Below are 26422 nucleotides of genomic sequence, written 5' to 3' on the forward strand. Positions count from 1 at the left end.
CCGGGTCTCGGGACACGAAGCCGGTGGTTCGGCCCCGCGGAGGGGCCGGACCACCGGTGAAGCGAGTGGGCGCTAGTCGGCGCGACAATCGGGGCACAGGCCCCAGAAGGTGACCTCTGCTTCGTCGATGACGAAGCCGTGGTCGTCGGACGGCGTCAGGCAGGGTGCGGCCCCGACGACGCAGTCGATGTCGACGACCGTGCCGCATGCGCGGCACACGAGGTGGTGGTGGTTGTCGCCGATGCGGGTCTCGTACCGTGCGGGTGATCCGGCCGGTTCGATCCGGCGGAGCAACCCGTTCCCCACGCATGCCTTGAGTACGTCGTACACGGCCTGCGTCGACACCGAGCCGAGTTCGTCGCGCACGTGGGCGGCGATTCCGTCCGCATCGGAATGCGGATGCTCGGCAACGGTTCTCAGTACGGCAACGCGGGGAGCGGTCACCCGCAGACCCACGGAGCGCAGTTGCTCCTTGGGGTCGAAGTGATGCTCGTGTCCTTGTTGCATGACACCAAGTATGCCCCTTTTCTGGAATAAGTCAAGAAAAGGATCGGTGCGGTGCCCGTCACGCCCCACTTCGGGTCTCCGATCGGATCAGAGGTCGGTGTGGTCGGTGCCCGCCAGCGCCCGGGATGCGTCGAGGTCCGCCTGCAGGGCCTTCACCCGCGTCTCGGCGAACGAGAGCGAGTCCGAACCGAGGAACTGGTGCAGCGGAGCGGTACCCGAGACGGCGACCTCGATGATCGCGGCCGCGACCTTCGCGGGATCTCCGAGCTGGGTACCGTGCATCGCCCGGTGCGCCTCGGTCGTCTCCCGCACGGTCGGATACTCACCGAGTGTCGAATCGGGAAGTGCGAGCGAGTCGTTCGTCAGGAAATCGGTCCGCACGTATCCCGGCTCGATCAGGTTCACCCCGATACCGAGATCGGCGACCTCCGCGGCGAGCGCTTCCGTCAGGGCCTCGAGCGCGAACTTTCCCGCGCTGTAGAGACCCCAACCCGGGAAGGTCGTGAGCCCCAGGATCGACGAGACGTTGACGATGTGCCCGCGTCGGTTGCTCCTGAACACCGGAAGCGCCGCCCGCAGCACGTTCAGCACCCCGAAGATCTGCACGTCGAACATCGCGTGTGCGTCGTCGTCGGCGATCTCCTCGACGGCGGAGAGATATCCGTAGCCGGCGTTGTTGACGACGACATCGAGTCCGCCGAAGTGCTCCCGGGTCTGCGCGACGGCCGCGGTGACCTGCGGCTGGTCGGTCAGGTCGACCCGCAGCGGCAGGAGCCGGCCGGAGCCGACGCCGTCGAGGGCCGCGGTCAGACGCTCGACCGAGCGTGTCGTGGCCGCGACGTCGTCACCGCGCCGGAGGAGCTGAGCGACGATCTCGAGACCGAGACCCCGCGAGGCACCGGTGACGAACCAGGTTGTGGTGGTGGTGGATTCGAGTATGATTCTTGTCCTTTCGAATCTCCGGGGCGGGTTCGCCGCCGGGGTGATCCCAGAATCCCGCTCGAACATGCCCCGTGGGAGCGCATCTTCGGCCCTGCCCGTCCTGGTCCCCGGCAGCCTCGGATCCGGCAACATAGGACTGCGAGGACCAGGCACGCTCGCCTGCCCGGAGAGACAATGGCCGGGTGGCCGCTCCCAGAAATCACGAACTGGCGGACTTCCTGCGCCGTGCCCGCGCCGCACGCGAACCCGGCGACGCCGGGCTGCCGGCGGACGGGCGCGTACGGCGGGTGCCGGGATTGCGGCGCGAAGAGGTCACCCTGCTCGCCGGGGTGTCCACCGACTACTACACCCGACTCGAGCAGGGCCGTCGGATCGTCCCGTCACGCCAGGTTCTCGACGCGCGCGCGCGGGCCCTGGGTCTGGACGATGCGGGTCGCACCCATCTCGACGACCTGATCGGCGCCTCGACCCGACCCGGCCGACGCACTCGCGGTGCGGTCCAACGTGTGCGGCCCGGCCTGTACCAACTGCTCGACGGTCTCGACTCGCAGCCCGCGCTGGTCCTCGGCCATCGCACCGACGTGCTCGCCGGCAACCGGCTGGCGCGGGCGTTGTTCGCCGACTTCGATGCGATGCCGCCGCGGGAGCGCAACTACGCGCGCTGGATGTTGCTCAGTCCGGAGGCCCGGAACCTGTTCGCCGACTGGGAACAACAGGCCCGGACGGCGGTGGAGAGTCTGCGCCTCGACGTCGGCACGACCCCCGACGACCCGCTGGCGCAACAACTGGTCGGTGAGCTCTCGCTCGCGAGTCCCGAGTTCCGGCACTGGTGGTCCGAGCACCAGGTCCACCGGCGCACGCACGGATCGAAGCACCTGAACCATCCGGTGGTCGGCGAGCTCACCGTGGACTTCGAATCGCTCACCTTCCCCGACGACCCGAACCAGACGTTGTTCCTCTACTCCACCGCGCCCGATTCATCGTCCCGGGAGGCGATGAACCTGCTGGCGTCGTGGGTGCAGCCGGCACCGCGGCGCACCCACGACACCGGTTGACCTACATACGCGACACGACTCGCGACGCGCCCGTGGACATCCGCCCGGAGGTGATGACGATGCCGTGGTGGGTGCCGGGGCGCAGCCAGCGGCTCAGCGTCGGTCCCTCCGCCGCGACGGTCACCCGCGCGTAGCGGAACTTCCCCCGCAGCCGGGCGGTGGCGCGTTCGACGGCGCCGCCGGGGATCGGCTGGGCGAAGGTCAGTCCACCTGCGATCGGCAGCTCCGGCCCCTTCGGCGCGGCCGAGGTTGCCACGCTCCATCGGGCGCCGGTCGCGGAGAAGTCGCCGAGGACGTCCCCGTCGAACTTCGCGAGTACCTTCGGCAGCTTCCAGTGCTCACGACCACCGTGTACCGACGGTTCGGAGTCGACGGCGATGAACGGCACCGCCATCGCCGGAATCACGCCACGACGCAGCACCGGGCTGGCCAGCACCTCGCGGTACGGCCCGACCGGCGAGTCGAGGTAGTCGACCATCATTGCGAGGGTGATGGGCAGGGTCGCGCCGGTCGGCCCGTACTGGGCGGCGTCCGAGGTGCTGCGATGCCACCACAGGGTGGCCCGCACGGCGGCCGGCCAGGGCGGTGGCGGCGAGACCGGATAGTCGGTGCGGTCGTCCTCGCTCTCAGGCACTGTCCAGAGCACGGGCGCTCTCCTTCCGAACGGGAGTGATGGGGAGTCGCAGCGCCGCCGGGGCCTCGACGGGCACGACCGGTCGCACGGGCTGCACGGGCTGCACGGGTTCGTAGGCCGACCCGAGCGGAGGCCGGTTGTCCTTCTCCCCCTTGTTCGGCCACAGCGCCAGCGCACGTTCGGCCTGCGCGGTGATCGTGAGGGACGGGTTCACGCCGAGGTTGGCGCTCACCGCGGAGCCGTCGACGACGTGCAGACCCTCGTGCCCGTAGACGCGCAGGTACGGGTCGACGGTGCCGGTACGCGGCGAATCGCCGATCGCACACCCGCCGAGGAAGTGCGCGGTCATCGGGATGTTGAACAGGTCGGCGATCGAACCGCCGGCATCACCGTCGATCTTGTCGGCGACGCGGCGGACCGCCTCGTGCCCCACCGGGATCCACTCGGGCGGCGGGGTACCCGGCCCCTGCTTGCTGGTCAGGCCGCGACCGATCGGCGTGCGCCGGGTCGCGAGCTCGAGCGAGTTGTCGTCGGTCTGCATGACCAGAGCGATGACCGTGCGCTCGGACCAGTTCCGCACCGACAGCGAGCGGAGGAAGGCAGCGGGATTCTTCGCGGCGACACCGAAGAACTTCAGCAGTCGCGGCATCCGCGTGCCACCGTCCACGAGCAGCGCCTGCAGCAGGCCGATCAGGTTGCTGCCCTTGCCGTATCGCACCGGTTCGATGTGGGTGTGGTCGTCGGGGTGGAAGGACGACGTGATGGCCACGCCCTTCGTGTAGTCGACGACGCGGTCCTGCGCGGTCGCGGCGAGCACCGCCTCGGAGTTGGTGCGCACCACGGTGCCGAGTGCCGGAGACAGGTTCGGCAGGTCACCGGTCTCGCGGCTCGCGAGCAGCAGGCGCGCCGTGCCGTAGGTACCGGCGGCGATCACCACCTGGTCGGCGGTGAAGACCTTGCGGCGCTTCCTGATGCCGTTCGTGCTGCGGGTGTGGACCTCGTATCCACCACCGGCGCGGGGCACCACACGGGTCACCGTCGTGAGGGCGTGGATGTGCGCGCCGGCCTTCTCCGCGAGGTAGAGGTAGTTCTTGACGAGCGTGTTCTTCGCTCCCACACGGCAACCCGTCATGCAGCTGCCGCACTCGGTGCAGCCGGTGCGGTCGGGGCCGGCACCGCCGAAGAACGGGTCGGGCACCGTCCTGCCGGGCTCGTCGAAGAACACGCCGACCGGGGTCGTCGTGTAGGTGTGACCGACACCCATCTCGTCGGCGACCTGACGCATCACCTCGTCCGCGGGCGTGGTGCTGGGATTGGGTCGGACGCCGAGCATCCGTGCCGCCTGGTCGTAGTACGGGGTCAGTTCCGCTTCCCAGTCGGTGATGTGACCCCACTGCGGGTCGCGGAAGAACGGCGTCGGCGGCTTGTACAGGGTGTTGGCGTAGTTCAGCGACCCGCCGCCCACCCCCGCTCCGGCCATGACGAGCACATTGGGCAGCAGGTGCATGCGCTGCACCCCGTAGCACCCCAGCTGCGGTGCCCACAGGTACTTGCGCAGCCGCCAGCTCGTCTCGGGCAGCTCGTCGTCCTCGAAGCGCCGTCCGGCCTCGAGAACACCTACCTTGTATCCCTTCTCGGTGGCGCGCAGCGCTGCGACGCTGCCGCCGAATCCGGATCCGATGACGAGGACGTCGTAATGGGTCATGCGCCTGCTCCTGCCGTCGCGCGGTGCTCGGTGTAGCTCTCCGGGTCGAACTGCTTGGTCCGCGCCCGGTACTGCCACGTGAAGGTCGGCCACATCACGGAGTTGCGGCCCTTCTCGTCGATGTACCAGCTGCTGCAACCGCCCTGGTTCCAGACCGTGTTGTTCAGCGCCGGGTCGAGATCGGCGGTGTAGCGGCGCACCGCGTCGTCACGCACCTCCACGGCCGAGATGCCGCGACGCTCCATCGTGCGCAGCGCGTCGGAGATGTAATCGGCCTGGGATTCGAGCATGTACACGATCGAGCTGTGGCCGAGATTGGTGTTGGGGCCGTACATGAGGAACAGATTGGGGAAGCCGGGCACGGTGATGCCGAGATAGGCCGAGGGGCTGCCGTCCCAGGCCTCGGCGAGGGTGCGGCCGTCGCCACTGCGGATGTGGTGCGCGACGGGCGGTTCCGTCGGCGTGAAGCCGGTGCCGAAGATGATGGTGTCGACCGGGTACTCGGTGCCCTTGTCGTCGACGACGCCGTTCTCGGTGACCGCGGCCAGACCGGAGGACACCACGTCCACCTTCGGCCGGGTGATGGCGGGGAACCAGTCGTTGGACAACAGGATCCGCTTGCAGGTGATCGCGAAATCGGGGGTCAGGCGCTTGCGCAGCTCGGGATCGCGCACGTTCTTGCGCAGCACCTGCCGTGCCCGGACCTCGAACAGCGGCAGGAGGTACTTGCGGGCGAAGGGCTTCGTCATGCCGACGACGTAGATTTCCTTCTGCCCGTACACGAATCCGCGCATGAGCTTCTGCGCCACGGGGAAGCGCCGGTAGAGCGTGCGGACCGACCGCGCGATGACGTGGTCGTGCTTGGGCATCACCCAGGAGGCGGTGCGCTGGAACAGCGTGAGGTGTTCGACGCGGTCGACGATCGCCGGCACGAACTGGATGGCAGAGGCGCCGGTGCCGATGACGGCGACACGCTCACCCGTGAGGTCGTGGTCGTGATCCCATTCGGCCGAGTGGAACTTCTTGCCGCGGAACAACTCCAGGCCGGGCACCTTCGGGTAGGTGGGTGTGGAGAGGGCACCGGTCGCGGCGACGAGCACGTCGGCCGTCAGGTCGCCGCGGGAGGTGGAGATCCGCCACACGGCACGTTCGGCGTCCCATTGGGCCTCGCGCAGTTCGCACCCGAACATCGTCCGGTCGGTCACGCCCTGCTCACGTGCGACGCGGCGGAGGTACGCGTAGATCTCCTCCTGGGTGCCGTGCGCTCGCGACCAGTCGGGTTCGGGCGCGAAGGAGAACGAGTACAGCGCACTCGGAACATCGCATGCGGCACCGGGATAGGTGTTCACACGCCAGGTTCCGCCGACGTCGTCACCGCGCTCGAGGACGAGGACGTCGGCATCGGGGTTCTCGCGCAACAGTGTTGCGGTCATGCCGATGCCGCCGAAGCCCGCGCCGACGACGAGCGTGTGCACGTGATCGGGAAGCAGTGCGAGACTCATTTCATCACCAGCGCCTTCCAGACCGGGAGCAGGCGCTCCCGGAATTCTCGATCGGATTCGGGGGTACGCATCAGGGCCGAGACGGCGAAGCCCCGGGCGATTTCGATGCTGAGGTCGATGTGGTCGGGCGAGACCCTGTCGCCCATGATCTCCAGGCAGCCCGTGCGGAGCGCGTCCGAGACCTTGCGTTCGAGCGGGATCATCGCCTCGTGCAGGGACGAATCGGTCCGCGCCGCGACCCACAGTTCGAGCGCTGCGGCGAAGAGCGGACCGGAGAAGGCGTCCATGAGCGCCTCGAAGCCGTGCTCCGGATCGGGCCGTTTCTCGAGGATCTCCTGCAGCCGCTTGTCGACGAGGTGCTCGACCGCCGCGACGACGAGGCTCTCCTTCGTCGGGAAGTGGTGGAGCTGGGCGCCTCGCGAGACTCCGGCACGTTTGGCGATGCCCTGCGTGCTGGTGCCCGAGTAGCCGTGCTCGACGAGCGAGTCGACCGCGGCGTCGAGCAGCTTGGCTCGCGTCGCGGCGGTGCGTTGCGCCTGGGTACGACCACCGTTCGACGCAGTGTCCTGGATCACGCTTCGCAGCGTAACGGGAAAACAACAAACAGTCCAGACTGCTTGTAAATATTTCTCGAGCGTCCCGGGTCCGGCCCGAAACGCAACGGAGCGGGTGGACCCGAAGAGGTCCACCCGCTCCGTCGAGCAGGTCCGGAGAGCCTTTAGACGAGCAACTCCGCGATCTGGATGGTGTTGAGAGCGGCACCCTTGCGCAGGTTGTCACCCGAGACGAAGAGCGCGAGACCGCGGCCCTCCGGAACACCCGGATCCTGGCGGATGCGGCCCACGAGCGAGACGTCATCGCCCGCGGCGGCGAGCGGGGTCGGCACGTCGACGAGACGGACACCCGGAGCGTTCGCGAGCAGTTCCTGCGCACGCTCGACCGACAGCGGCCGCTCGAACTCGGCGTTGATCGACAGCGAGTGGCCGGTCACGACGGGAACGCGCACGCACGTGCCCGACACGAGCAGGTCCGGCAGGCCGAGGATCTTGCGCGACTCGTTGCGCAGCTTCTGATCCTCGTCGGTCTCGCCCGTGCCGTCGTCGACGATCGACCCGGCGAGCGGGACGACGTTGAACGCGATGGGCGCGACGTACTTGTTCGGGGCCGGGAAGTCGACGGCGTCGCCCGCGTGGACGAGCTTGTCGGCCTCGTCGGCGACGGCACGCACCTGGCCGACGAGTTCCTCGACGCCCGCCAGGCCGCTACCGGAGACGGCCTGGTAGCTCGACACGATCAGGCGCTGGAGCCCGGCCTCGTCGTGCAGTGCCTTGAGCACCGGCATCGCGGCCATCGTGGTGCAGTTCGGGTTGGCGATGATGCCCTTCGGCGGGTTCTTCACCTGCTCCGGGTTGACCTCGCTCACGACGAGCGGGACCTCGGGGTCCTTGCGCCACGCCGACGAGTTGTCGACGACGATCGCCCCGGCGGCCGCGAAGCGCGGAGCCTGCTCCTTGGAGAGGGTGCCACCGGCCGAGAACAGCGCGATATCGATGCCCTTCAGATCCTCGTCGGAGGTCGCCGCGACGTCCTCGACCACGATCTCCTCACCACGGAACGGCAGCTTCTTGCCGGCCGAGCGGGCCGACGCGAAGAACCGGACGGTGTCGGCCGGGAAGTTGCGCTCCTCGAGGAGGGTGCGCATGACGATACCGACCTGCCCCGTGGCGCCTACAACTGCAATGGTCTTGCCCGTCGCTTCGCTCGCCTGATTGGTGGTCACGATTACCGCCCCGTTCCTGCGTGCACGACGGCCTCTTCGTCGCCGCCGAGCTCGAATGCCGCGTGCAGAGCGCGCACGGCGTCGTCGAGTTCGTTGTCATCCACCAGCACGGAGATGCGGATCTCCGACGTCGAGATCAGGTCGATGTTGATGCCGGCGTCGGCGAGGGCCTCGCAGAACTTGGCCGTGACGCCGGGGTGGCTCTTCATGCCGGCACCGACGAGCGAGACCTTGCCGATGTGGTCGTCGAAGAGGACCTGGGTGAAGCCGATGTCGCCCTGCTGCTTGGTGAGGAGCTCGACCGCACGCGGGCCGTCGCTCTTCGGGCAGGTGAAGGTGATGTCGGTCTTGCCGGTCTCGACCTTCGAGATGTTCTGCAGCACCATGTCGATGTTGATCTCGGCGTCGGCGACGGCGCGGAACACCTTGGCGGCGTAACCGGGGGTGTCGGGGATGCCGACGACGGTGATCTTCGCTTCGCTGCGATCGTGCGCAACGCCGGTGATCAGGGCCTCTTCCACAGGGATGTCCTCCATCGATCCGGACACGATGGTGCCGGGCTTGGTGGTGTACGACGAACGAACGTGCACGGGCACGTTGTAGCGGCGGGCGTACTCCACGCACCGCAGCATGAGAACCTTCGCGCCGCACGCGGCGAGCTCGAGCATCTCCTCGAAGGAGACCTTCTCGAGACGCTGCGCGTCCTTGACGATGCGCGGGTCCGCGGAGAACACGCCGTCGACGTCGGTGTAGATCTCGCAGACGTCCGCGTTCAGCGCGGCGGCGAGTGCGACGGCGGTCGTGTCCGAACCGCCACGACCGAGAGTCGTGATGTCCTTGCTGTCCTGGCTCACGCCCTGGAAGCCTGCGACCAGCACGATGCTGCCCTCGTCGAGGGCGGCGCGCACGCGGCCGGGGGTGACGTCGATGATCTTCGCCTTGCCGTGGCTGCCCGTGGTGATCACGCCGGCCTGGGAACCGGTGAACGACCGGGCCTCGGCGCCGAGCGAGTGGATCGCCATCGCGACGAGGGAGTTGGAGATGCGCTCACCGGAGGTGAGGAGCATGTCCATCTCGCGGGCCGGCGGGGCCGGGCACACCTGCTGCGCGAGATCGAGGAGTTCGTCGGTCGTGTCTCCCATGGCCGAGACGACGACCACGACGTCGTTGCCCGCCTTCTTGGTCTCGACGATCCTTTCAGCGACGCGCCGGATCCGCTCGGCCGTCGCGACCGAGGATCCTCCGTACTTCTGGACGACGAGTGCCACGCTGGCCAACCTCCGGGTCTCGGGAACAAGTCCAGTGGCCCAGCTTACCGACCGCGGCTTTCATCGACCCGGGGCATCTCAGGAAAGTGTCGTGCGCAACAGCATGACGTTGTAGTCACCCCACCGCGAGGCGGTGAAGTAGAGGTCCGTATCCGTGGACCACGGGTGGATGAACGGAGCGTAGAGACCACCGATCTCACGGTGGGTGACCAGCACGCGAGCCTCGCTCCACGGCCCCTCGGGTCTCGCGGACGTCCTCATCTCGATCGTGCCGTTCGCCTCGTTGCCGTAGAGCATGACGAACTCACCGCCCAGGAACTGCACCGACATCTCCCCGACTGCGGGCGGCACGACCGGGGTGGCCGCGGCGGCGTCGCCGGACACCCAGTCGTCGCCGCTCCAGTACTCGTAGGCGGCCAGGTCCAGCAGAGCGGCCTCGGGGACGCGCGAGACGAAGGCCGCGCCGAACCGGCCCTGCGGTGTGCCGAAGTCGTAGACGTATCCCTCGTGGCGGACGTAGGCGTGCTGCTGGAAGTTCTCGTTCCCGGTGGACAGCTGCTGCACCGTGGGCACGTCGAGGGGCAGGTTGATCCGCGCCGTCGCCGGGTCGAGCTGCCAGGTCTCCCCGTTGTCGGTCGAGGTCGCGATCATCGACGCGTTGGTCCACCACTCGCCGTGGTCGCCCCAGGACCGCACCGACATGAAGTTGACGTACTGGACGCCGTCGACGGCGATGCCGGCCGTGGGTATCACGGTGATCTCGACGCCGTCGAGTGCGAGACTGCCCACGAGTTCGCGAGAGATGTCGGGAGCCGAGGGCAGGACGGGCGAACCCGCACGCGGGTCGCCGGGCACCGGATCGGGCACGTCGATGCCGTCGGAGAGGTCGGCGTCGGTGGTGCGCATGAGGACGTTGTGCCGCCACTGCTGGTCGGGCAGCGAGCAGTCGCCGAAGGTGTCGCCGAAGGCCATGAGGATCTGGCGGTCGTCGCCTTCCTCCCCGTTGTCCCACATGATGCCGAGGTCGGTTCCCGAGATGGAGAACCTGTCGAAGGTCCTGTTGGGGCTGCGCGGACCGGTCACCCAGGACACGGTGCTGGTGGGTCCCGGGCCGAGTGCCGGCAGCGGTCCCTGCGGTCCTTCGGGTGCGAGTCCCCCGCTTCCCGATCCGCTGCTTCCGAGCCGGGGGCCGGCCGATCCCGTGCCGAAGGATCCGGTGCCCGAACCCGAGCCGGGGAGACCCGATCCGGAGCCCGACCCGAGGGGGCCGGAGTCGCAGGGTTCGGCCTGCGCCGCGGGAGCGGAGACCGCCATGAGTCCGAGTGCCAGCAGTGCACTGCACGATCCGGCCACCGCCGTGCGCAACGACCCCATCGACACGCCCTTCACCTGTCGTGTTACCGGAGATATCGGTGATACCGGTGTTACTGATGTTGCGGGAGTTACGCCCGGTAACGCTAGGGGCGCAAGTACCGCTCTGTCAGGCGCGTTCGTATCGATCGGGTCACGACATCACCGCCACCCGGTCACACGGAACGCGCGCGTGTGGGAGGTGCCACTTGGTCGAGGTGGGGGAGGGCGCGATACACTGCTGGACATGCAGCGCGTGCTTCTCCTCGGCCGCCGCGGCGGGATCTGACCAGACCGGCTTCCCGTCGCGGGGTTTCGACGCGCCGGTCGATATTCGATCTGGGCCCACAGGTCCCCTTTTCTCTTTGGAGCTACGTCATGTCACCCGCCGACGCTTTCACCTCCGGCTCGCGCACCATCACGCCGCCGAGCAAGCCGGCCCCGGCCGACCAGCCGTCGTGGAACAAGCAGAAGAACTCCTCGATGCCGACCTACCGGTACCGGCCGTTCGCCGAGGAGGTCGAGTCGATCTCGCTGCCCGACCGCACCTGGCCCGACAAGATCATCGATCGTGCCCCGGCGTGGTGCGCCGTGGACCTGCGCGACGGCAACCAGGCGCTGATCGACCCGATGAGCCCCGCCCGTAAGCGGCGCATGTTCGATCTGCTCGTACGCATGGGTTACAAGGAGATCGAGGTCGGATTCCCGTCCGCGAGCCAGACCGATTTCGATTTCGTCCGCGAGATCATCGAGGACGGCGCGATTCCCGACGACGTCACCATCCAGGTGCTGACGCAGTCCCGCCCCGAACTGATCAAGCGCACCTTCGAGGCGTGCGCCGGGGCGCAGAACGCGATCGTGCACTTCTACAATTCGACGTCGATCCTGCAGCGCCGCGTGGTCTTCCGCGCCGACAAGGAGACCGTCAAGAAGATCGCGACCGACGCCGCCGAACTGGTGCTCGAGGAGGCGAAGAACCACCCCGACACCAACTGGCGCTGGGAGTACTCCCCCGAGTCGTACACCGGCACCGAACTGTCGTACGCCAAGGAGGTCTGCGACGCGGTCGTCGAGACCCTGGGCGCGACCCCCGAGAACCCGGTGATCATCAACCTGCCGGCCACGGTCGAGATGGCCACCCCCAACGTCTACGCCGACTCGATCGAGTGGATGCACCGCAACCTGGCGAAGCGCGACTCGATCATCCTGTCGCTGCACCCGCACAACGACCGCGGCACGGGTGTCGCCGCGGCCGAGCTGGGCTACCAGGCCGGCGCCGACCGCATCGAGGGCTGCCTGTTCGGCAACGGTGAGCGCACCGGCAACGTCTGCCTGGTGACCCTGGGCATGAACATGTTCAGCCGTGGCGTCGACCCGCAGATCGACTTCTCGAACATCGACGAGATCCGCCGCACGGTCGAGTACTGCAACCAGCTGCCCGTCCACGAGCGCCACCCCTACGGCGGCGACCTGGTCTACACCGCCTTCTCCGGCAGCCACCAGGACGCGATCAACAAGGGCATCGACGCGATGAAGGTCGATGCGGAGGCCGCCGGTGTCGACGTCGACGACCACACCTGGGCCGTGCCCTACCTGCCGATCGACCCGAAGGACGTCGGCCGCACCTACGAGGCCGTGATCCGCGTGAACTCGCAGTCCGGCAAGGGCGGCATCGCGTACATCATGAAGCACGACCACGGCCTGAACCTGCCGCGTCGCCTGCAGATCGAGTTCTCGCAGGCCGTGCAGAAGGTCACCGACGGTGAAGGTGGCGAGGTCAGCCCCAAGGAGATGTGGGACATCTTCCACGAGGAGTACCTGGCCCCGATCTCGCCGCTCGAGCGCATCCGGCAGAAGGTCACCGCGGCCGAGACCGACGACGGTGAGGACACCATCGCCGCCGTACTGAAGGTCGACGGCGTGGAGAAGGAGATCTCCGGCAGCGGCAACGGCCCGCTGGCGGCCTTCGTCGACGCCCTCGAGTCGCTGGGTTACCAGGTAGCCGTCCGCGGCTACGCCGAGCACGCCATGTCCGCCGGCGACGACGCCAACGCCGCGGCCTACGTCGAGGCCGACGTCACGCGTCCCGACGGCACGAGCGTCCTGGTGTGGGGCGTGGGCATCGCCCCGTCGATCACCACGGCATCGCTGCGCGCGATGGTCTCCGCGGTGAACCGCTCACACCGCTGACCCTTCTCGATACCGAATGCGGTGGACCCATCAGGGTCCACCGCATTCGTCGTTTTCGGGGATTTTCACCCCGACAATTCATCTCGCAAATACCGTTTCGGGCAATTACCGCACTCTCCGGAAAGATACAGTTCCGAATGTTCGACGAGAACGAACCCGTTCACGGGTGATATCCGTCGAATTCCGCAATTCTCGTCCCGCAGAGTCGTTCTGCTCGAACCCGGAGTGTGCGTATGGAATTCATGGACATCATCTGGTACATCATCGTCTGCTTCGCATTCATCGCGTACCTGATCATGCTGTGGATGATCATCGGGGATCTGTTCCGCAACCGCGAACAGTCCGGCTGGGTCAAGGCGATATGGATCGTCTTCCTGTTCGTCTTCCCGTGGCTGACGGGCCTGATCTATCTGATCGTCCACGGCAGCGGCATGGCCGAGCGGTCCGCGAAGGAAGCAGCGCAGTACAAGGCCGTGCAGGACGACTACATCCGCTCGGTCGCCGGCAAGTCGCCCGCCGAGCACATCGCCGACGCGAAGAAGCTGCTCGACGACGGTGTCATCGACCAGGCCGAGTTCGACGCGCTGAAGGCCAAGGCACTCGCCTGATCCCGCGTGACCACCCGTTCGTTCACATCGACAGCTTCCGTGCCGCCGCGGCCCGGAAGCTGTCGAGCACTGCACCCACGGCGGGCCGCCGCGCTGCTCCCGGGCGGGTGACGAGCTCGTAGATCCGCGCCGCACGCACACCGGCCAGCGGCAGGCGCACCAAGGCCGGATGCAGAACCGAATACCGCGGCAACAGGGCCACCCCGTGCCCCGCGGCGACGAGCTCCTCGATGACACGGAAGTCGTTGATGCGGTGCACGACCCGCGCCCGGATGCCCGTCACCGCCGCGACGGAGAGCAACACGTCGTCGACGGGGAATCCACCCCGCACGCTGATCCAGCTCTCCCCCACCAGTTCGTCGACCTGCACACGGTCCTGCGCCGCGAGCCGGTGCCCCGGCGGGAGGACGACATCGATCGGTTCGCGCATGAGTGTCTCGACGTGGACCCGCGGGCCGGACAGCGGCGCCGAACGCTCGTCGCGGTGGGTGAGCACCACGTCGTAGTCGGCGAGCAGTGCGGGCGCGGCCGAGGCGGGGACGTCCTCGTCGCTCACGTCCAGCTCGACACCGATCGTCCCGGCTGCCTCGAGCACGGCCGGCAGCAGGAGCGCCGCCCCGGAGGGGAACGACGCCACGCGCACCCGTCCGCGAGGCGACCGGGCGTAGGCGGTCATCTCGTCGGCGGCCCGGTCGAGCGCGTCGAGGACCTCGTCGGCGCGCACCACGAGCGCGCGACCCGCATCGGTGAACCGCAGACGCCGGCCGTCCGGTTCGAGCAGGGGTACTCCCGCCTCCCGCGCGAGCACCTTGAGCTGCTGTGAGACGGCCGAGGGTGTCATCGACAACGCTGCGGCGGTCGCGGCCACCGTCCCGCGGTCGGCGAGTTCGCGCAGTATCCGCAATCGCACGACATCCATGTAGTAAAGCTACACAGTTCCTTCAGAAACATTCGCTTGTCCTGATTGTTTCCTGCGCAAAGAATTGACGGCATGTCGTTCCGGGACCGTCTGCTCGCGCTCACCGTCGTGGTGCTCTGGGGATGCAACTTCCTCGCGATCAGACTGGGTCTCGATCACTTCCCGCCGTTCTTCTTCGCCGGCTTGCGCTTCGCGATCATCGCCGTCCCGGTCCTGCTGTTCGTCCCGCGACCCGCCGTTCCCATGCGCTGGCTCCTGCTCTACGGCGCCGGGTTCGGCTTCGCCCAGTTCGCTTTCCTGTTCTGGGCGATGGAGGCCGGTCTGCCCACGGGCCTCGCGTCCCTCGTACTGCAATCGTCCGCGCCCTTCACGGTCCTGCTCGCCGCTCTGTTCCTGCGCGAACGACTCGACGGAATCCGCCTCGCCGGTCTCGTCGTCGCCGTGTCCGGCATGATGATCGTCGCCGTGGGGCAGGGCGCCGCGGACGTGAGCCTTATCCCTATGACGCTCGCGTTGCTCGCCGGCCTGTCGTGGGCGGTCGGCAACATCGCGACCCGCAAGGCGGGCGCCGTTGACCCCATGCGCCTGATGCTGTGGATGTGCGTCGTGCCCGTGCTCCCCTTCTTCGGGATCTCCTGGTTCGCCGAGGGTCCGCAGGCGTGGTCGACCCTCGGGACCGCCGTCACCACTGCGGACGGGGGCCTGGCCCTGGCCGGACTCTCCTACGTCGTCCTGGCGGGCACCATTGCCGGCACCGGCATCTACGCCTCGCTGCTGTCGCGCTACCCCGCCGGGACCGTCGCACCGCTCTCGCTCATGGTGCCGGTCGTCGGGTTCACCGTCGCGTGGATCACGCTCGGCGAACAGCCGGCACCGTCGTCGCTGATCGGCGGTGTGATCGTCATCGTCGGAGCCCTCGCCGCCCAGGGCGGACACCGCAGTGTGACGAGCAGGACGCTCCTCCGGCGACACAACGCTCCCACGCCTGTGGAACACTCGCCGACGTGGGAACCAGCACAGGAATCACCGCACGTGGACGGCTCGCACTGCGCGCAGCCCGAGCCGCCGCGTGGGCGTCCCAGAAGGCCGGACGCGGTAAGGGCTCGATGATCGGAGGGCTCGTCGCCCTGAAGATCGACCCGGCACTCATGAAGCAGCTCGGCCACGGCCGGCAGACCGTGCTCGTCACCGGGACGAACGGCAAGTCCACGACGACCCGCATGACCGCGGCCGCGCTCGAGACCATCGACTCGGTCGTCACCCAGGCGGACGGCGCGAACATGGACGCCGGGATCGTCGCCGCGCTCGCCACCGATCTCCGGGCGCCGCTCGCCGCGATCGAGGTCGACGAACTCCACACCCCGCACGTCGCCGACGCCCTCGAGCCCCGCGCGATCGTGCTGCTCAACCTCACCCGCGACCAGCTCGACCGGGTCGGCGAGATCAACATGATCGAGCGGAAGCTGCGCGAGGGACTGAAGCGGCATCCCGACGCCGTGATCGTCGCGAACTGCGACGACGTGCTCGTCACGTCCGCCGCCTACGACAACCCGAACGTCGTATGGGTCGCCGCGGGCGCCGGCTGGGCCAACGACTCGGTGAGCTGCCCGCGCACGGGCGAGCCGATCGTCCGCGAGGGCGACCACTGGTACAGCACCGGCTCCGACTTCGCGCGGCCGACACCGGACTGGTGGGTCGACGACGAGAACCTGTACGGACCGGACGGCCTCGTCCTCCCGCTGAAGCTGACCCTCCCCGGTCGCGCCAACCGGGGCAACGCCGCCCAGGCGGTCGCGGCCGCCGTGGCCCTCGGCGCCGATCCGGCGAAGGCCGTCGCGGCCGCCTCGGTCGTCGAAGAGGTCGCCGGTCGCTACAAGACAGTGCAGGTCGGGCCGCACTCGGTGCACATGCTGCTCGCGAAGAACCCCGCCGGCTGGCAGGAGGCCCTGTCGATGATCGACCCGACCGTCGACGGCCTGGTGATCGCCGTCAACGGTCAGGTGCCCGACGGCGAGGACCTGTCGTGGCTGTGGGACGTGCGCTTCGAACATTTCGAAGGCGTGCAGGTGGTGGCTGCAGGCGAACGCGGCACCGATCTCGCCGTCCGCCTGACCTACGCGGGTGTCGAGCACACACTGGTGCCGGATCCGCTGAAGGCCATCGCCTCGTGCCCTCCCGGCCGTGTGGAGGTGCTCGCCAACTACACCGCGTTCCGCGATCTCAACACCGCCATCGCCAGGAGAGCTGCCCATGTCTGAGTCGACCGTCCGCATCGGACTCGTCCTGCCCGACGTGATGGGCACCTACGGTGACGGCGGCAACGCCCTGGTTCTGCGCCAGCGCCTGCGGATGCGCGGTCACGACGCCGAGATCGTCGAGATCGGACTGAACGATCCCGTCCCCGAGTCCCTCGACCTCTACACCCTCGGTGGTGCCGAGGACGCCGCGCAGCGACTGGCCACGCGGCACCTGCAGCGCTATCCGGGTCTGCAGCGCGCCGCCGAGCGCGGAGCGCCCGTGCTGGCCATCTGCGCCGCGATCCAGGTGCTCGGCCACTGGTACGAGACGTCCTCGGGCGAACGCGTCGACGGTGTCGGCATCCTCGACGCGACCACCTCGCCGCAGCAGACCCGCGCGATCGGCGAGATCGTCATCCGCCCCACGCTGTCGGGCCTCACCCAGCCGCTGACCGGATTCGAGAACCACCGTGGTGGAACGACTCTCGGCTCCGACGCCACCGGGCTCGGCCGCGTCGACCGCGGTGTCGGCAACGGTGTGGGCGACGGACTCGAAGGTGCCGTGCAGGGTTCGGTGATCGGCACCTATCTGCACGGTCCCGTGCTCGCCCGCAATCCCGAACTCGCCGATCATCTCCTGATGCGCGCTCTGGGAGTCGACTCGCTGCCGCCGCTGGATCTGCCCGAGGTCGATCTGCTGCGGCAGGAACGGTTGCGCGCCTGACGGTTACGCGCCCGGGCGATCAGCCGTGCGCGGCGATGTGTTCGAGGACCAGCCGCGCGAGCTTCTCCGGCTCCTCGTCCGGGATCCAGTGGCTCGTACCGACGAGCGTTTCCCGTCGGTACGGACCACTGACGTAGCGGGCGGTCGCGTCGACCCCCGCGGGCGCGATGGCGACGTCGCCGTCGCTCCACACCATGAGCGTGGGCACGCGAACGGGTTCGAGGGTCGCTCTCGGATCCACGAAGGGCACGGCTCGATACCAGTTCACGCCGCCGCGGACGGCGTCGGGATCGGCCATGCGCGCGGAGTCCCGCTCGGCTGCCTCGGCGGGTTGCCCCGTCCGCCGCAACACCGAGCGACCGACGGCCTCGTTGCTCAGCAGAATCTCCGGGATCCACGGGACCTGGAAAGCGAGCATGTACCACGAACGCAGCAGCTGCAGGCTCGTGCCGAAGGCACGCAGGAAGGCAGCGGGATGCGGGACGGACACCGCTGTCACGGTCCGGACCAGTTCGGCACGTCGGGTGGCCAGACCCCACGCGACGACCGCTCCCCAGTCGTGCCCGACGACGTGCACGTTCTTGCCTGGCACCACGTCGATGAGCGCAACGGCGTCGTCCACGAGGTGCCGCAGGCGGTAGTCCCGACGACGCCGAGGTCGGGCACCGGGCGAGTAGCCGCGCTGATCCGGGGCGAAGGTGCGGTATCCCGCAGCGTGCAGGTAGGGCGCGACCGCCTCCCAGGATCGGGAGTCCTGCGGGAAGCCGTGCAGAAGAACGATGGGGTCGCCGTCGATGGGCCCGTCGTCGCGGATGTCGAACCGGAGTCCGTCCCTCTCGACGGTCGTGATGCGCTCCCCCACCCGAGTCCCCCTTCGAAAGCCCCGCTGCGGTCGCGGCGATCGGCACCGACCGGACAAGTGACCGCGAATCCTCCCCTGAACAGGGGTTCGGCCCGGTGATTCGCTTTACGCGTTCTCCGGGCCGGATCTCTGCTTCACGAGCTTCTCTCTGTCGTCCGCGGACGTCTCATAAGCTCGATTCGCACCTTCGATGTTAGCTACGTCACAGTGCGAACGCAAGTCCTTTTCCACGACCCGGATCAGACCGAGGCGAGCGGGAATCCCAGAGTTGCCCAGTCGTGCAGGCCCCCGCGGTAGTAGGCGAGTCCGGACGCGGGATATCCGGCATCGATCAGCTTCCGGATCGCATCGGGCGACTGAGGGCACTGGGGACCGTTGCAGAAGACGATCGTCGTCCGGGCGGTATCGAGCTCGCCCTTCCTCTCGACGATGTCGTCGTGCGGGATGTTCACGGCACCGGGGAGGCTCACCCCGCTCCGGGAATCCGGCACCCGCGTGTCCACGAGCGCAGCACCCCGGTCGAGCAGTTCGATCACCTCGAGTTCACCGACGGTCGCCACGCCCGCCGCCACCTGCATCGGCTGCACCTCTCCCCAGGTCGTCTCCACCACCGTGCGGTCGGCTTCGCCCTCCAGCGGGCGGGGAACGTTCTGCGGGTCGCCGTCGCGCGTGCGATCGGCACGCCTGATCTGCTGCTCGTCGCTCGTCACGATCCGGACTCTACGGGAGAGTGATCGCCCTCCGCGGGGTTGCCGGAATCCCACTCCCGTTGGGCAAGGATCGCCGTCCCCATCCATCGCCGCAGGTAGCGGCGCAGATCGTCGTCGGAGCGTGGCGGCGTTCCCGGTGACACGAAGAACGACTGCATCGTGCGCAGCACGTATTCGACCAGCTCGGCGAGAGAGTCGTCGTCGTAGCCGTGCTTCTCCCAGTCCACGTCGAATCGCTTGATCATCGCCATGCCGAACATCCACGCCTCTTCCGAGGCGATCTCCTCGGGGTGCGGGTTCGAGTAGGTGCTCGACAACAGGATGCCGAGATGCGGGGTGCGACGCACCTCCGCGAGTGTGTAGACCACGGCTTCGGTCATGGACTCGACCGGGTCGTCGAGCCCCGCCACCTGCCGGGTCAGGCGCTCCAGGAACCCTTCGACCGACGCGATGGCGGCCGCGCGCATGAGGGCGTCGGCGCTCGGGAAGTAGCGGTAGACCGTCTGGCGGATCACCCCGAGTGACTGGGCCACGTCGGCGATGCTGATCTCGGCGCCGGTCCGGTCGATCAGGTCGACGGCAGCCGCAACGATCCGTTGCGACGCCTCTTCGTCGCTGGCGGGAGGACTCCCACCCCACCCACGTCTACGTGCCACTTCGCGCTACCTCGAACCGTCGCCTGGAGAAGGCCCGACGGTAACACGGCCGGCCTCGGTGGATGTGGTCCGAAACGGGCTCCCGCGAGCGAATGGGACACCTATCATACACATGACGCATTTCGTGTATGGTCACGCCGATCGGGGGCCTCCCGGCTCTTCCGAGGTCCTCCCCGACCGTGTCCCAACCAGGTCCACAACCAGTCCGGTGTCGACGAGACGAGGTACCACCCCATGACGAACCTGCAGGTCCGCAAGATGCGCTTCGCATTCGCGGATTACGACGTGCCGTTCCTGTGGAACGAGGAGAATCCGGCCTTCTCGAGCATGGCCAACGCCGTCTCGTTCCTCGCGATCGGCTTCGAGAAGATGATCGTGAACATGATCCGCGAGATCACCCCGCGCATCACCGATCCCGAGGTCCTCGAAGAGGCCAACGCCTTCATGTACCAGGAGGGGCAGCACTCCACCGCCCACCGGCAGCACGTGAAGGGTCTGATCAAGAGCTATCCGGGGCTGCAGGAGACGCTCGACGACGTCATCGGCGCCTTCGACAAGCTCACCGCCGAGACCTCCGCCGAATACCGCCTCGCGTACACCGCCGACCTCGAGGCGACCTTCACTCCGGTCTTCAAGCTCATGCTCGACAACGACGCATCGCTCTTCCGCCCCGGCGACGACCGGGTCGCCTCGTTGTTCATCTGGCATTTCGTCGAGGAGGTCGAACACCGCAGTTCGGCGCTCATCATCTTCGACGCGGTGGTCGGCAGCGATCTGTACCGCATGCGGCAGGCCCCCTCGGTGTTCAAGCACGTTCTCGACGTCATCGCCATCGCGTGCGAGGGCTTCAACAAGCATGTGCCGCTGGAGGAACGGAAGATCGACGCGATGTCGATGTTCGCGTCGTACCGCCGTAAGCAGAACCTGCGGCGCCGGTTGCCGTTCCTGCAGTACGAGGACCACGGCCCGATGCCGCGTGCCTTCGACGTCCTGCCGCTCGGCGAACAGCTCGTCGCGCTGGTGGGCATCGTTCGCAGCCAGATGCCCAAGCACAATCCCGACCACGAGAAGCTGCCGGCGCTCGCCGACGTGTGGTTCCGTCGATTCGACGAAGGCTACGACGTCTCGCACTGGTACACGGCCGAAACCGTGGGCGGAAGGAACAACTGATGTCCGACCTGTGTTCGCCCACCTTCGAAGACCTCTCGACCCGCCTCGGATTCTCGTGCGACGAAGCCGGTGGGATCTTCGAACTGCGCAGCCCGTTCGCGCTGGAGAACTGGACGCTGCCCGTCCTCGAGGCGACCATCGTGCTCGGGGCGGTGCTGATGCTCGTGTACGCGATCGTCCGGCTGCGGCGCACCGGTGACGCCACGAACCTCGTCGTCTGGCTCGGTACGCTCGCGTTCCTGTTCATCATCGAACCGTTGCTGTACTTCCCCGACGCCTTCGGCGTGGAGGACTACCTCGACACGATGTTCGCGCACAACGTGTTCACCGTCGAGTTCATGTGGGGACGCCTGCCGCTGTACATCATCGCGATCTACCCGATGATGGCGACGATCGCGTTCGAGATCGTCCGGATGCTCGGGGTGTTCCGGCAGTACGGCACCGTCGTCGGCGCGGTCTGCGTGGGCTTCGTCCACCACGCCTTCTACGAAATCTTCGATCACCTCGGACCGCAGCTGCGGTGGTGGGAGTGGTCGCTCGACAATCCGATCAATCAGCCCTTCTTCGACTCCGTTCCGCTGCCCAGCGTCGTGGTCTTCGCTGCTCTGTGGCCGATGTCGCTCGCATTCTGCGCGCAGTTCTTCGTCGGCCGGCACATCGACGCCGGGCGCACCTTCGGCGGGCTCGAACTGACCTGGCGCACGATCACCGTCGGGCTTCTCGCGTCCGTGGGTGTGGTGATCCTCCCGGCGCCGGCGACCGTGATCGGCATGGGCAGCACGACTGTTCGAGCGACGATCTATGCTGCCGAACTCGTGATCCTGTCGATCGTGGCGATCTACGTGCTCTCGCGCCAGTGGTCTCGACTGCGGAGCACACCCACCGATCGGCCCTATTCGAACGACCTCGTCCGCTGGTACGCCGTCGCCTATCTCGCTGTGATGGCCGTGCTGTGGATCGGCGCTCTGCCCGACTGGTTCTCCGCCGTCGACGGGGTCACCGAAGCGGGCGACCCGATCGGCAGCCTGTGGTACACCGTGGCGTGCTTCGTCGTCGCGATCGCCTGCGTCGCTGCGGCTTTCACCGTCCCGCGCACGGCCGAGACGAGTCCGGACGACACCGCATCGAAGACGCTCACCGAGGCCTGACGAAGTCGGTGGTATTCGACGCTCCGCTACCGCGGGAGCCGGCCCGCGCTACCGTGCGTCGGCTCCGTCGAGCAACCACCGGTCGCCGACCCGCTTCAATGTGATGACGAAGCGGGTCGCGTCGGTACGTCCCTCCGGCACGACGACGTTCTTCACGTCCTGATCGAGGAAGACCAGCACCGTGGCGACATCGCCGTCGAAGCTCTCGAGACCGGCGTGCTCGGCCCGCGCCGCCGACGTACCCTCCCCGTTCGCCACGAGCTCTCGCAGATCTCCGGCCACCTCCTCGTAGCGGGAGGCGAATTCCTCGGTGGCATTGGAGGTCACGGCGGTGAGGTTGTCGTCGAACGAGCGGTAGTCGTAGGTGCCGAGCGCCACTGCGTACTCGCGAGCCTGCGTGATCGCGTCGTCGCGCAGCGCCGCGTCCTGTTCGGCCTGCCACCAACGGAATCCGAAGAAACCGGCGGCCGCAAGCAACACCACGACGACCGCGGCGGTGACCCACCGGCCCACGCCGGAACGGGTGGCCGCAGCAGCATCGCGCGATTCCGCTGCGGATTCGGTGTCGTTACCGGTGGGGGCATCGGTCGGTGTCATCCGCCCAGTCCTTCCAACAACTTCTTCCAGTAGTTCAACGGCTCCCCCGACGCGACCTCACCGATCCGGCGCCGAACGACGACGAACGAGGACACGGACCGTAGTGGTCCGGTCCCCGTTCGTTCGTACGAGGAGTGCGCCGGGATCAGCCCTGGGTGACGGCGGGGAGACCGCCGCGGAGTTCACCCTTGACGACCTTGCCGCTCGCGTTGCGGGGCAGGGCGTCGACGATCACGACCTCCTTGGGGTGCTTGTACCGCGCGAGGTGCTCGTTCAGGTACGGCTGGAGTTCGTCGAGGGTGAGATCGTCGTTGCCGGGCTCGAGCGCGACGACGGCGACGGGCACCTCGCCCCACTTCGCGTCGGGGCGGCCGATGACCGCGGCCTCGAGCACCTTGGGGTGCCCGTACAGGACGTTCTCCACCTCGGCGCAGTAGATGTTCTCGCCACCCGAGATGATCATGTCCTTCTTGCGGTCGACGACGTAGACGAAGCCCTCCTCGTCGACGCGCACGAGGTCGCCGGAGTGGAACCATCCGCCGTAGAACGCCTCGCTGGTGGCGGTGGGGTTGTTCCAGTACTCGCGCATCATGGTGGGGCCGCGGTAGACGATCTCGCCGACCTCACCGGGGGCGACGTTGTTCATCTCGTCGTCGACCACGCGCGCCTGGATGGTGGGGATGACCCGGCCCACGGAGCCGAGCTTGCGGATGGCGTCGTCGCCGTCGAGCACGCAGGTGATGGGCGACATCTCGGTCTGCCCGAAGACCGCCACGTTGAAGGCGTCGGGGAAGGTCTCCGCCATGGCCCGCAGGATCGTGTCGGAGCTGGGTGCCGCACCCCAGGAGATGTTGCGCAGCTTCAGTTTCCGCGGCTCGGCCCGCTGCGCGGCGCACATCGCCTGCCACTGCACCGGCACGAGGAACAGACTGGTGACGTTCTCGGCCTCGAGCACGTCGAGCAGTTCCTCCGGGTCGAAGGCGCCGACCGGGTGGATGACGGTGGGGGTGCCGAGCATCAGGCTCGGGGCGATCGAGCCGAGGGCCGCGATGTGGAACATCGGCGACGCGCAGAAACCGATGCCCGACTCGTCGAACAGACGGAAGGCCCGGATGCAGGTGAGCGACTGCGCTTCGAGATTGGAGTGGGTGAGCACGGCGCCCTTCGGCCGGCCCGTGGTGCCCGAGGTGTACATGATGAGCGCGGGCGTGTCGTTCGGGATCGCCACCGGCGGGTGGGGTTCGCCCTCTTCGGCGACGAGCGCCTCGTAGGAGAGCGAGTCGCCTTCCGGCTCGGCTCCGACCGTGATGGACAGTTCGATGCCCTCGGCCTGGCCACGCGCGGCGGCGGCGAGCGGGACGAGCGGTCCCTCCGCGACGATCGCCTTCGCGCCGGAATCACCCACGAGGAAGGCGACCTCGGGTGCGGTGAGGCGGAAGTTCACCGGCACGGCGATGGCACCGAGGGCGTTGGCCGCGAGCACGATCTCGACGTACTCCGGACGGTTGAGCATGAGGATGATGATGCGGTCGCCGAAGCCGACGCCGCGACGCGAGAGTGCATCGGCGAGCTTCTCGACACGCGTGTTCAGCTGCGACCAGGTGATGGTCTCGCCGCGGAATCGGAAGGCCGTGCGATCGGGAATCATCAGGGCGTGGCGCGCCACCTGATTGTTCCAGTTGTTGCTACGGAAGCGGGTCGCGTCGGAACCGACCGCTTCGGAAACGACAGAGGGGGGAACCATCGATGATCCTCTCGTGACGGGGCGGGAGTGCGGGCACGGCCTGTGCCGAGCCGTCGATGTGTGAGGCACATTACAGGCCCGGAACGGTTTGGGCCAGAGCTTTTGTTAACGGAGATTCCGCGAATGCGGCCCGACTCGCTCCAGGCGTCGTCGCCGAGCGAGAACGGGTGGATACCGCAGAAAATACTGGTCGAGCGCTGGGTTCACCGGACGGGAGCGGGTGTTCCGACGAGCACGCCGGTCCCTGCTCCCGCCCGGGAAGTTCCTAGTCGATCCCCCGAGAACCGTGATCGGGAAGGATCGTCCGGTCAGGCGAAGCGGGCGGGGCGCTTCTCCAGCATCGCCATGGCCCCCTCTGCGAAGTCGGCGGAACCGAGGAGTTCGACCTGGCCGTCCTTTTCCCGCGCGAGCGCCGCGTCGAGTTCGCCGAGCGTCGAGGCGTTGAGGGCTCGCTTCGTCAGTTCCAGGGCACGTCGCGGGCCGGATGCGGTCCGCGAGGCGACGGCGTCGACATGTGCGGCGAGTTCGGCGTCGGGCAGGGTGCGGGCCACCAGTCCGAACCGGTCGGCGTCCTGCGCGGACACCCGCTCGCCGAGCAGTGCCATCTCGGCGGCCCGGGCCCGCCCGATCGCGGCGGGAACCAGCAGGCTCGCGCCGCCGTCGGGCATCAGTCCGATGTTGACGAAGGCGAGCAGGAAGTACGCGCTCTCGGCCGCGTAGGTGAGATCGGCCGCGAGGGCGATCGAGACACCGACGCCCGCGGCGGGTCCGTTGACCGCCGCGATGACGGGGACCGGGACGGACGCGATCGTCCGGACCAGTTCGTTGGCGGTGTCCATGACGACACCGGGGTCCTGCGGATCCGCTGCTCCCGCAGCCAGGTCCGCACCCGTGCAGAACGCCGATCCCTCACCGGTGACGACGATCGTACGGACGCGTTCGTCGTCGCCGGCCGCCTTCACCGCGTCGCTCAGCGTCTTCATCGTGGTCAGGTCGATCGCGTTCATCCGGCGCGGACGCGTGATGGTCAGTCGCAGGATGCCGTCGGCGAGTTCGGACCGCAGGCTCTCGGTGGTGGTCGAGGTCATGCGCGCACCGTCCGGTCGGCACCGGCGATGTCGTTCAGGCGGCCCGTGATGACGGCCTCCGCCTCGGTGACCATGCGGTCGACCAGTTCGCCGACGGTGGGGATGTCGTGGATGAGCCCCTGGCTCTGCCCGGCCGTCCAGATACCGGCGTCGAGATCTCCGTCCTCGAACACCTTGCGGCCGCGCGCACCGGCGACCAGGTGGGCGATGTCGCCGAATTCGGCTCCGCGCGATTCGATCTCGACGACCTCTTCGCTCACCGCGTTGGTGGCGACACGAGCGGTGTTGCGCAAAGTGCGGAAGATGAGCTTGGTGTCGAGTTCGGTGTTGCGGACGATCTGCTCCTTGACCTCGTGGGCCACGGGCGATTCGACCGTGCACATGAAGCGGGTGCCCATGTTGACCCCGTCCGCGCCGAGCGCGAGCGCCGCCACGAGCCCGCGGGAATCGGCGATGCCGCCCGAGGCGATGACGGGGATGCCGAGCTTGCTCGTCGCGGCGGGGATGAGGATCAGGCCCGGGACGTCGTCCTCACCCGGGTGGCCGGCGCACTCGAAGCCGTCGATGCTCACGGCGTCCACGCCGATGCGCTCGGCCTTGACCGCGTGCCGCACGCTCGTGCACTTGTGGATCACCTTGATGCCGGCGTCCTTGAAGTGCGGCAGGTGATCGGCCGGGTTGAAGCCGGCGGTCTCGACGATCTTCACGCCCGAGTCGATGATCGCCTGGCGGTACTCGGCGTACGGCGGCGGATTGATCGACGGCAGGATCGTGAGGTTGACGCCGAACGGCTTGTCGGTGAGTTCGCGCGTCCGTTCGATCTCGCGAACGAGATCCTCCGGGGTGGGCTGGGTCAGTGCGGTGATGAAGCCGAGCGCTCCCGCCTCCGCCACGGCGGCCACGAGTTCGGCGCGGCCGACCCACATCATGCCGCCCTGGACGATGGGATGCTCCACCCCGAAAATCTCGGTGAATCGGGTTCTCACGAGTCCTCCTCGGTCCTTCGAAAAGTGCCGCTGTCGTGAC

General features: G+C 68.0%; 25 protein-coding genes. 8 read left to right on the forward strand and 17 right to left on the reverse strand.

Features of this window, described 5'->3' with window-relative positions; all coding sequences use genetic code 11:
- Nucleotides 1-72 precede the first annotated feature (72 nt).
- Nucleotides 73-507, reverse strand: a complete 435-nt coding sequence (locus tag B9C99_RS18070; RefSeq protein ID WP_024102806.1) for a Fur family transcriptional regulator — start codon at nucleotides 505-507, stop codon at nucleotides 73-75.
- An 87-nt stretch (nucleotides 508-594) separates the two neighbouring features.
- Nucleotides 595-1515: an SDR family NAD(P)-dependent oxidoreductase gene (locus B9C99_RS18075; RefSeq protein ID WP_088898804.1), complete on the reverse strand. Its 921-nt coding sequence runs from the start codon at nucleotides 1513-1515 to the stop codon at nucleotides 595-597.
- 116 nt (nucleotides 1516-1631) lie between these two features.
- Between B9C99_RS18075 and B9C99_RS18080 the strand changes: the two genes are divergently transcribed.
- Nucleotides 1632-2504 (forward strand): helix-turn-helix transcriptional regulator, encoded by an 873-nt coding sequence (locus B9C99_RS18080; RefSeq protein WP_088898805.1) that lies wholly within the window; start codon nucleotides 1632-1634, stop codon nucleotides 2502-2504.
- A gap of 1 nt (nucleotide 2505) precedes the next feature.
- On the opposite strand, the gene B9C99_RS18085 is transcribed toward B9C99_RS18080, so the two are convergent.
- From B9C99_RS18085 to B9C99_RS18115, 7 genes are all read right to left on the reverse strand, one after another.
- Nucleotides 2506-3138 (reverse strand): acetoacetate decarboxylase family protein, encoded by a 633-nt coding sequence (locus B9C99_RS18085; RefSeq protein WP_088898806.1) that lies wholly within the window; start codon nucleotides 3136-3138, stop codon nucleotides 2506-2508.
- Nucleotides 3131-4843, reverse strand: coding sequence for an FAD-dependent oxidoreductase (locus tag B9C99_RS18090; RefSeq protein WP_026061351.1), 1713 nt, complete (start codon nucleotides 4841-4843; stop codon nucleotides 3131-3133). The genes B9C99_RS18085 and B9C99_RS18090 overlap by 8 nt, the downstream gene beginning before the upstream one ends.
- Nucleotides 4840-6345 (reverse strand): NAD(P)/FAD-dependent oxidoreductase, encoded by a 1506-nt coding sequence (locus B9C99_RS18095; protein ID WP_088898807.1) that lies wholly within the window; start codon nucleotides 6343-6345, stop codon nucleotides 4840-4842. Before B9C99_RS18095 ends, B9C99_RS18090 begins: the two co-directional genes overlap by 4 nt.
- The gene (locus B9C99_RS18100; RefSeq protein ID WP_088898808.1) at nucleotides 6342-6920 is read right to left on the reverse strand and encodes a TetR/AcrR family transcriptional regulator; all 579 of its coding nucleotides are present in this window, start codon (nucleotides 6918-6920) and stop codon (nucleotides 6342-6344) included. Before B9C99_RS18100 ends, B9C99_RS18095 begins: the two co-directional genes overlap by 4 nt.
- A gap of 143 nt (nucleotides 6921-7063) precedes the next feature.
- Nucleotides 7064-8125: an aspartate-semialdehyde dehydrogenase gene (locus tag B9C99_RS18105; RefSeq protein WP_088898809.1), complete on the reverse strand. Its 1062-nt coding sequence runs from the start codon at nucleotides 8123-8125 to the stop codon at nucleotides 7064-7066.
- Nucleotides 8126-8127: 2 nt separating this feature from the next.
- The gene (locus B9C99_RS18110; RefSeq protein WP_088898810.1) at nucleotides 8128-9393 is read right to left on the reverse strand and encodes an aspartate kinase; all 1266 of its coding nucleotides are present in this window, start codon (nucleotides 9391-9393) and stop codon (nucleotides 8128-8130) included.
- 78 nt (nucleotides 9394-9471) lie between these two features.
- Nucleotides 9472-10767, reverse strand: a complete 1296-nt coding sequence (locus B9C99_RS18115) for a DUF4185 domain-containing protein (protein ID WP_088898845.1) — start codon at nucleotides 10765-10767, stop codon at nucleotides 9472-9474.
- Nucleotides 10768-11121: 354 nt separating this feature from the next.
- On the opposite strand from B9C99_RS18115, the gene leuA reads away from it, so the two are divergent.
- Complete coding sequence (gene leuA / locus B9C99_RS18120; protein WP_088898811.1) at nucleotides 11122-12933, forward strand: 2-isopropylmalate synthase; 1812 nt, start codon at nucleotides 11122-11124, stop codon at nucleotides 12931-12933.
- Between the two features lie 233 nt (nucleotides 12934-13166).
- Complete coding sequence (locus B9C99_RS18125; RefSeq protein WP_088898812.1) at nucleotides 13167-13541, forward strand: SHOCT domain-containing protein; 375 nt, start codon at nucleotides 13167-13169, stop codon at nucleotides 13539-13541.
- A 22-nt stretch (nucleotides 13542-13563) separates the two neighbouring features.
- Here B9C99_RS18125 and B9C99_RS18130 read toward each other — a convergent pair whose 3' ends face one another.
- Nucleotides 13564-14460, reverse strand: a complete 897-nt coding sequence (locus B9C99_RS18130; protein WP_016693199.1) for a LysR family transcriptional regulator — start codon at nucleotides 14458-14460, stop codon at nucleotides 13564-13566.
- A 72-nt stretch (nucleotides 14461-14532) separates the two neighbouring features.
- Here B9C99_RS18130 and B9C99_RS18135 point away from each other — a divergent pair, with 72 nt between their 5' ends.
- Genes B9C99_RS18135 through B9C99_RS18145 form a run of 3 tightly spaced genes read left to right on the forward strand, consistent with a single transcriptional unit; the run spans nucleotide 14533 to nucleotide 17421 of the window.
- A complete protein-coding gene (locus B9C99_RS18135; protein WP_016693198.1) occupies nucleotides 14533-15570 on the forward strand; it encodes an EamA family transporter in 1038 nt (345 codons plus the stop codon).
- The gene (locus tag B9C99_RS18140; protein ID WP_088898813.1) at nucleotides 15465-16718 is read left to right on the forward strand and encodes a Mur ligase family protein; all 1254 of its coding nucleotides are present in this window, start codon (nucleotides 15465-15467) and stop codon (nucleotides 16716-16718) included. Before B9C99_RS18135 ends, B9C99_RS18140 begins: the two co-directional genes overlap by 106 nt.
- Entirely contained in the window at nucleotides 16711-17421 is a 711-nt protein-coding gene (locus B9C99_RS18145; RefSeq protein WP_006552453.1) for a type 1 glutamine amidotransferase, read from the forward strand. The genes B9C99_RS18140 and B9C99_RS18145 overlap by 8 nt, the downstream gene beginning before the upstream one ends.
- A gap of 19 nt (nucleotides 17422-17440) precedes the next feature.
- Here B9C99_RS18145 and B9C99_RS18150 read toward each other — a convergent pair whose 3' ends face one another.
- The 3 genes from B9C99_RS18150 to B9C99_RS18160 form a co-directional block, all read right to left on the reverse strand.
- Complete coding sequence (locus B9C99_RS18150; protein ID WP_088898814.1) at nucleotides 17441-18283, reverse strand: alpha/beta fold hydrolase; 843 nt, start codon at nucleotides 18281-18283, stop codon at nucleotides 17441-17443.
- Nucleotides 18284-18522: 239 nt separating this feature from the next.
- Nucleotides 18523-18993, reverse strand: coding sequence for a rhodanese-like domain-containing protein (locus B9C99_RS18155; RefSeq protein WP_088898815.1), 471 nt, complete (start codon nucleotides 18991-18993; stop codon nucleotides 18523-18525).
- Nucleotides 18990-19649 (reverse strand): TetR/AcrR family transcriptional regulator, encoded by a 660-nt coding sequence (locus B9C99_RS18160; RefSeq protein ID WP_088898816.1) that lies wholly within the window; start codon nucleotides 19647-19649, stop codon nucleotides 18990-18992. Before B9C99_RS18160 ends, B9C99_RS18155 begins: the two co-directional genes overlap by 4 nt.
- 234 nt (nucleotides 19650-19883) lie before the next feature.
- On the opposite strand from B9C99_RS18160, the gene B9C99_RS18165 reads away from it, so the two are divergent.
- Nucleotides 19884-20819, forward strand: coding sequence for a metal-dependent hydrolase (locus B9C99_RS18165; RefSeq protein WP_088898817.1), 936 nt, complete (start codon nucleotides 19884-19886; stop codon nucleotides 20817-20819).
- Nucleotides 20819-21967 carry a hypothetical protein gene (locus tag B9C99_RS18170; RefSeq protein ID WP_088898818.1) on the forward strand — a complete coding sequence of 383 codons (1149 nt, stop codon included), beginning with the start codon at nucleotides 20819-20821 and terminating at the stop codon, nucleotides 21965-21967. The genes B9C99_RS18165 and B9C99_RS18170 overlap by 1 nt, the downstream gene beginning before the upstream one ends.
- A 48-nt stretch (nucleotides 21968-22015) precedes the next feature.
- Here the strand turns inward: B9C99_RS18170 and B9C99_RS18175 are convergent, their stop codons facing one another.
- The 4 genes from B9C99_RS18175 to B9C99_RS18190 form a co-directional block, all read right to left on the reverse strand.
- Nucleotides 22016-22564, reverse strand: a complete 549-nt coding sequence (locus tag B9C99_RS18175; RefSeq protein WP_088898819.1) for a hypothetical protein — start codon at nucleotides 22562-22564, stop codon at nucleotides 22016-22018.
- Between the two features lie 145 nt (nucleotides 22565-22709).
- Nucleotides 22710-24308 (reverse strand): fatty-acid--CoA ligase FadD5, encoded by a 1599-nt coding sequence (gene fadD5 / locus B9C99_RS18180; RefSeq protein ID WP_088898820.1) that lies wholly within the window; start codon nucleotides 24306-24308, stop codon nucleotides 22710-22712.
- A 308-nt stretch (nucleotides 24309-24616) separates the two neighbouring features.
- Entirely contained in the window at nucleotides 24617-25396 is a 780-nt protein-coding gene (locus B9C99_RS18185; protein WP_016693188.1) for an enoyl-CoA hydratase, read from the reverse strand.
- Nucleotides 25393-26382 carry a nitronate monooxygenase family protein gene (locus tag B9C99_RS18190; RefSeq protein ID WP_088898821.1) on the reverse strand — a complete coding sequence of 330 codons (990 nt, stop codon included), beginning with the start codon at nucleotides 26380-26382 and terminating at the stop codon, nucleotides 25393-25395. Before B9C99_RS18190 ends, B9C99_RS18185 begins: the two co-directional genes overlap by 4 nt.
- Nucleotides 26383-26422 lie beyond the last annotated feature (40 nt).

The sequence above is a fragment of the Rhodococcus sp. BUPNP1 genome (assembly GCF_002215235.1).
Taxonomy (GTDB): domain Bacteria; phylum Actinomycetota; class Actinomycetes; order Mycobacteriales; family Mycobacteriaceae; genus Rhodococcus.

Excerpts from the sequence above, each read along its gene's own strand:
- leuA (WP_088898811.1), top strand. The coding sequence starts at position 11,122 with ATGTCACCCGCCGACGCTTTCACCTCCGGCTCGCGCACCATCACGCCG.
- B9C99_RS18095 (WP_088898807.1), bottom strand. The coding sequence starts at position 6,345 with ATGAGTCTCGCACTGCTTCCCGATCACGTGCACACGCTCGTCGTCGGC.
- B9C99_RS18185 (WP_016693188.1), bottom strand. The coding sequence starts at position 25,396 with ATGACCTCGACCACCACCGAGAGCCTGCGGTCCGAACTCGCCGACGGC.
- B9C99_RS18135 (WP_016693198.1), top strand. The coding sequence starts at position 14,533 with ATGTCGTTCCGGGACCGTCTGCTCGCGCTCACCGTCGTGGTGCTCTGG.
- B9C99_RS18075 (WP_088898804.1), bottom strand. The coding sequence starts at position 1,515 with ATGTTCGAGCGGGATTCTGGGATCACCCCGGCGGCGAACCCGCCCCGG.
- B9C99_RS18090 (WP_026061351.1), bottom strand. The coding sequence starts at position 4,843 with ATGACCCATTACGACGTCCTCGTCATCGGATCCGGATTCGGCGGCAGC.
- B9C99_RS18145 (WP_006552453.1), top strand. The coding sequence starts at position 16,711 with ATGTCTGAGTCGACCGTCCGCATCGGACTCGTCCTGCCCGACGTGATG.
- fadD5 (WP_088898820.1), bottom strand. The coding sequence starts at position 24,308 with ATGGTTCCCCCCTCTGTCGTTTCCGAAGCGGTCGGTTCCGACGCGACC.
- B9C99_RS18125 (WP_088898812.1), top strand. The coding sequence starts at position 13,167 with ATGGAATTCATGGACATCATCTGGTACATCATCGTCTGCTTCGCATTC.
- B9C99_RS18175 (WP_088898819.1), bottom strand. The coding sequence starts at position 22,564 with ATGACACCGACCGATGCCCCCACCGGTAACGACACCGAATCCGCAGCG.
- B9C99_RS18070 (WP_024102806.1), bottom strand. The coding sequence starts at position 507 with ATGCAACAAGGACACGAGCATCACTTCGACCCCAAGGAGCAACTGCGC.
- B9C99_RS18170 (WP_088898818.1), top strand. The coding sequence starts at position 20,819 with ATGTCCGACCTGTGTTCGCCCACCTTCGAAGACCTCTCGACCCGCCTC.
- B9C99_RS18115 (WP_088898845.1), bottom strand. The coding sequence starts at position 10,767 with ATGGGGTCGTTGCGCACGGCGGTGGCCGGATCGTGCAGTGCACTGCTG.
- B9C99_RS18165 (WP_088898817.1), top strand. The coding sequence starts at position 19,884 with ATGACGAACCTGCAGGTCCGCAAGATGCGCTTCGCATTCGCGGATTAC.
- B9C99_RS18130 (WP_016693199.1), bottom strand. The coding sequence starts at position 14,460 with ATGGATGTCGTGCGATTGCGGATACTGCGCGAACTCGCCGACCGCGGG.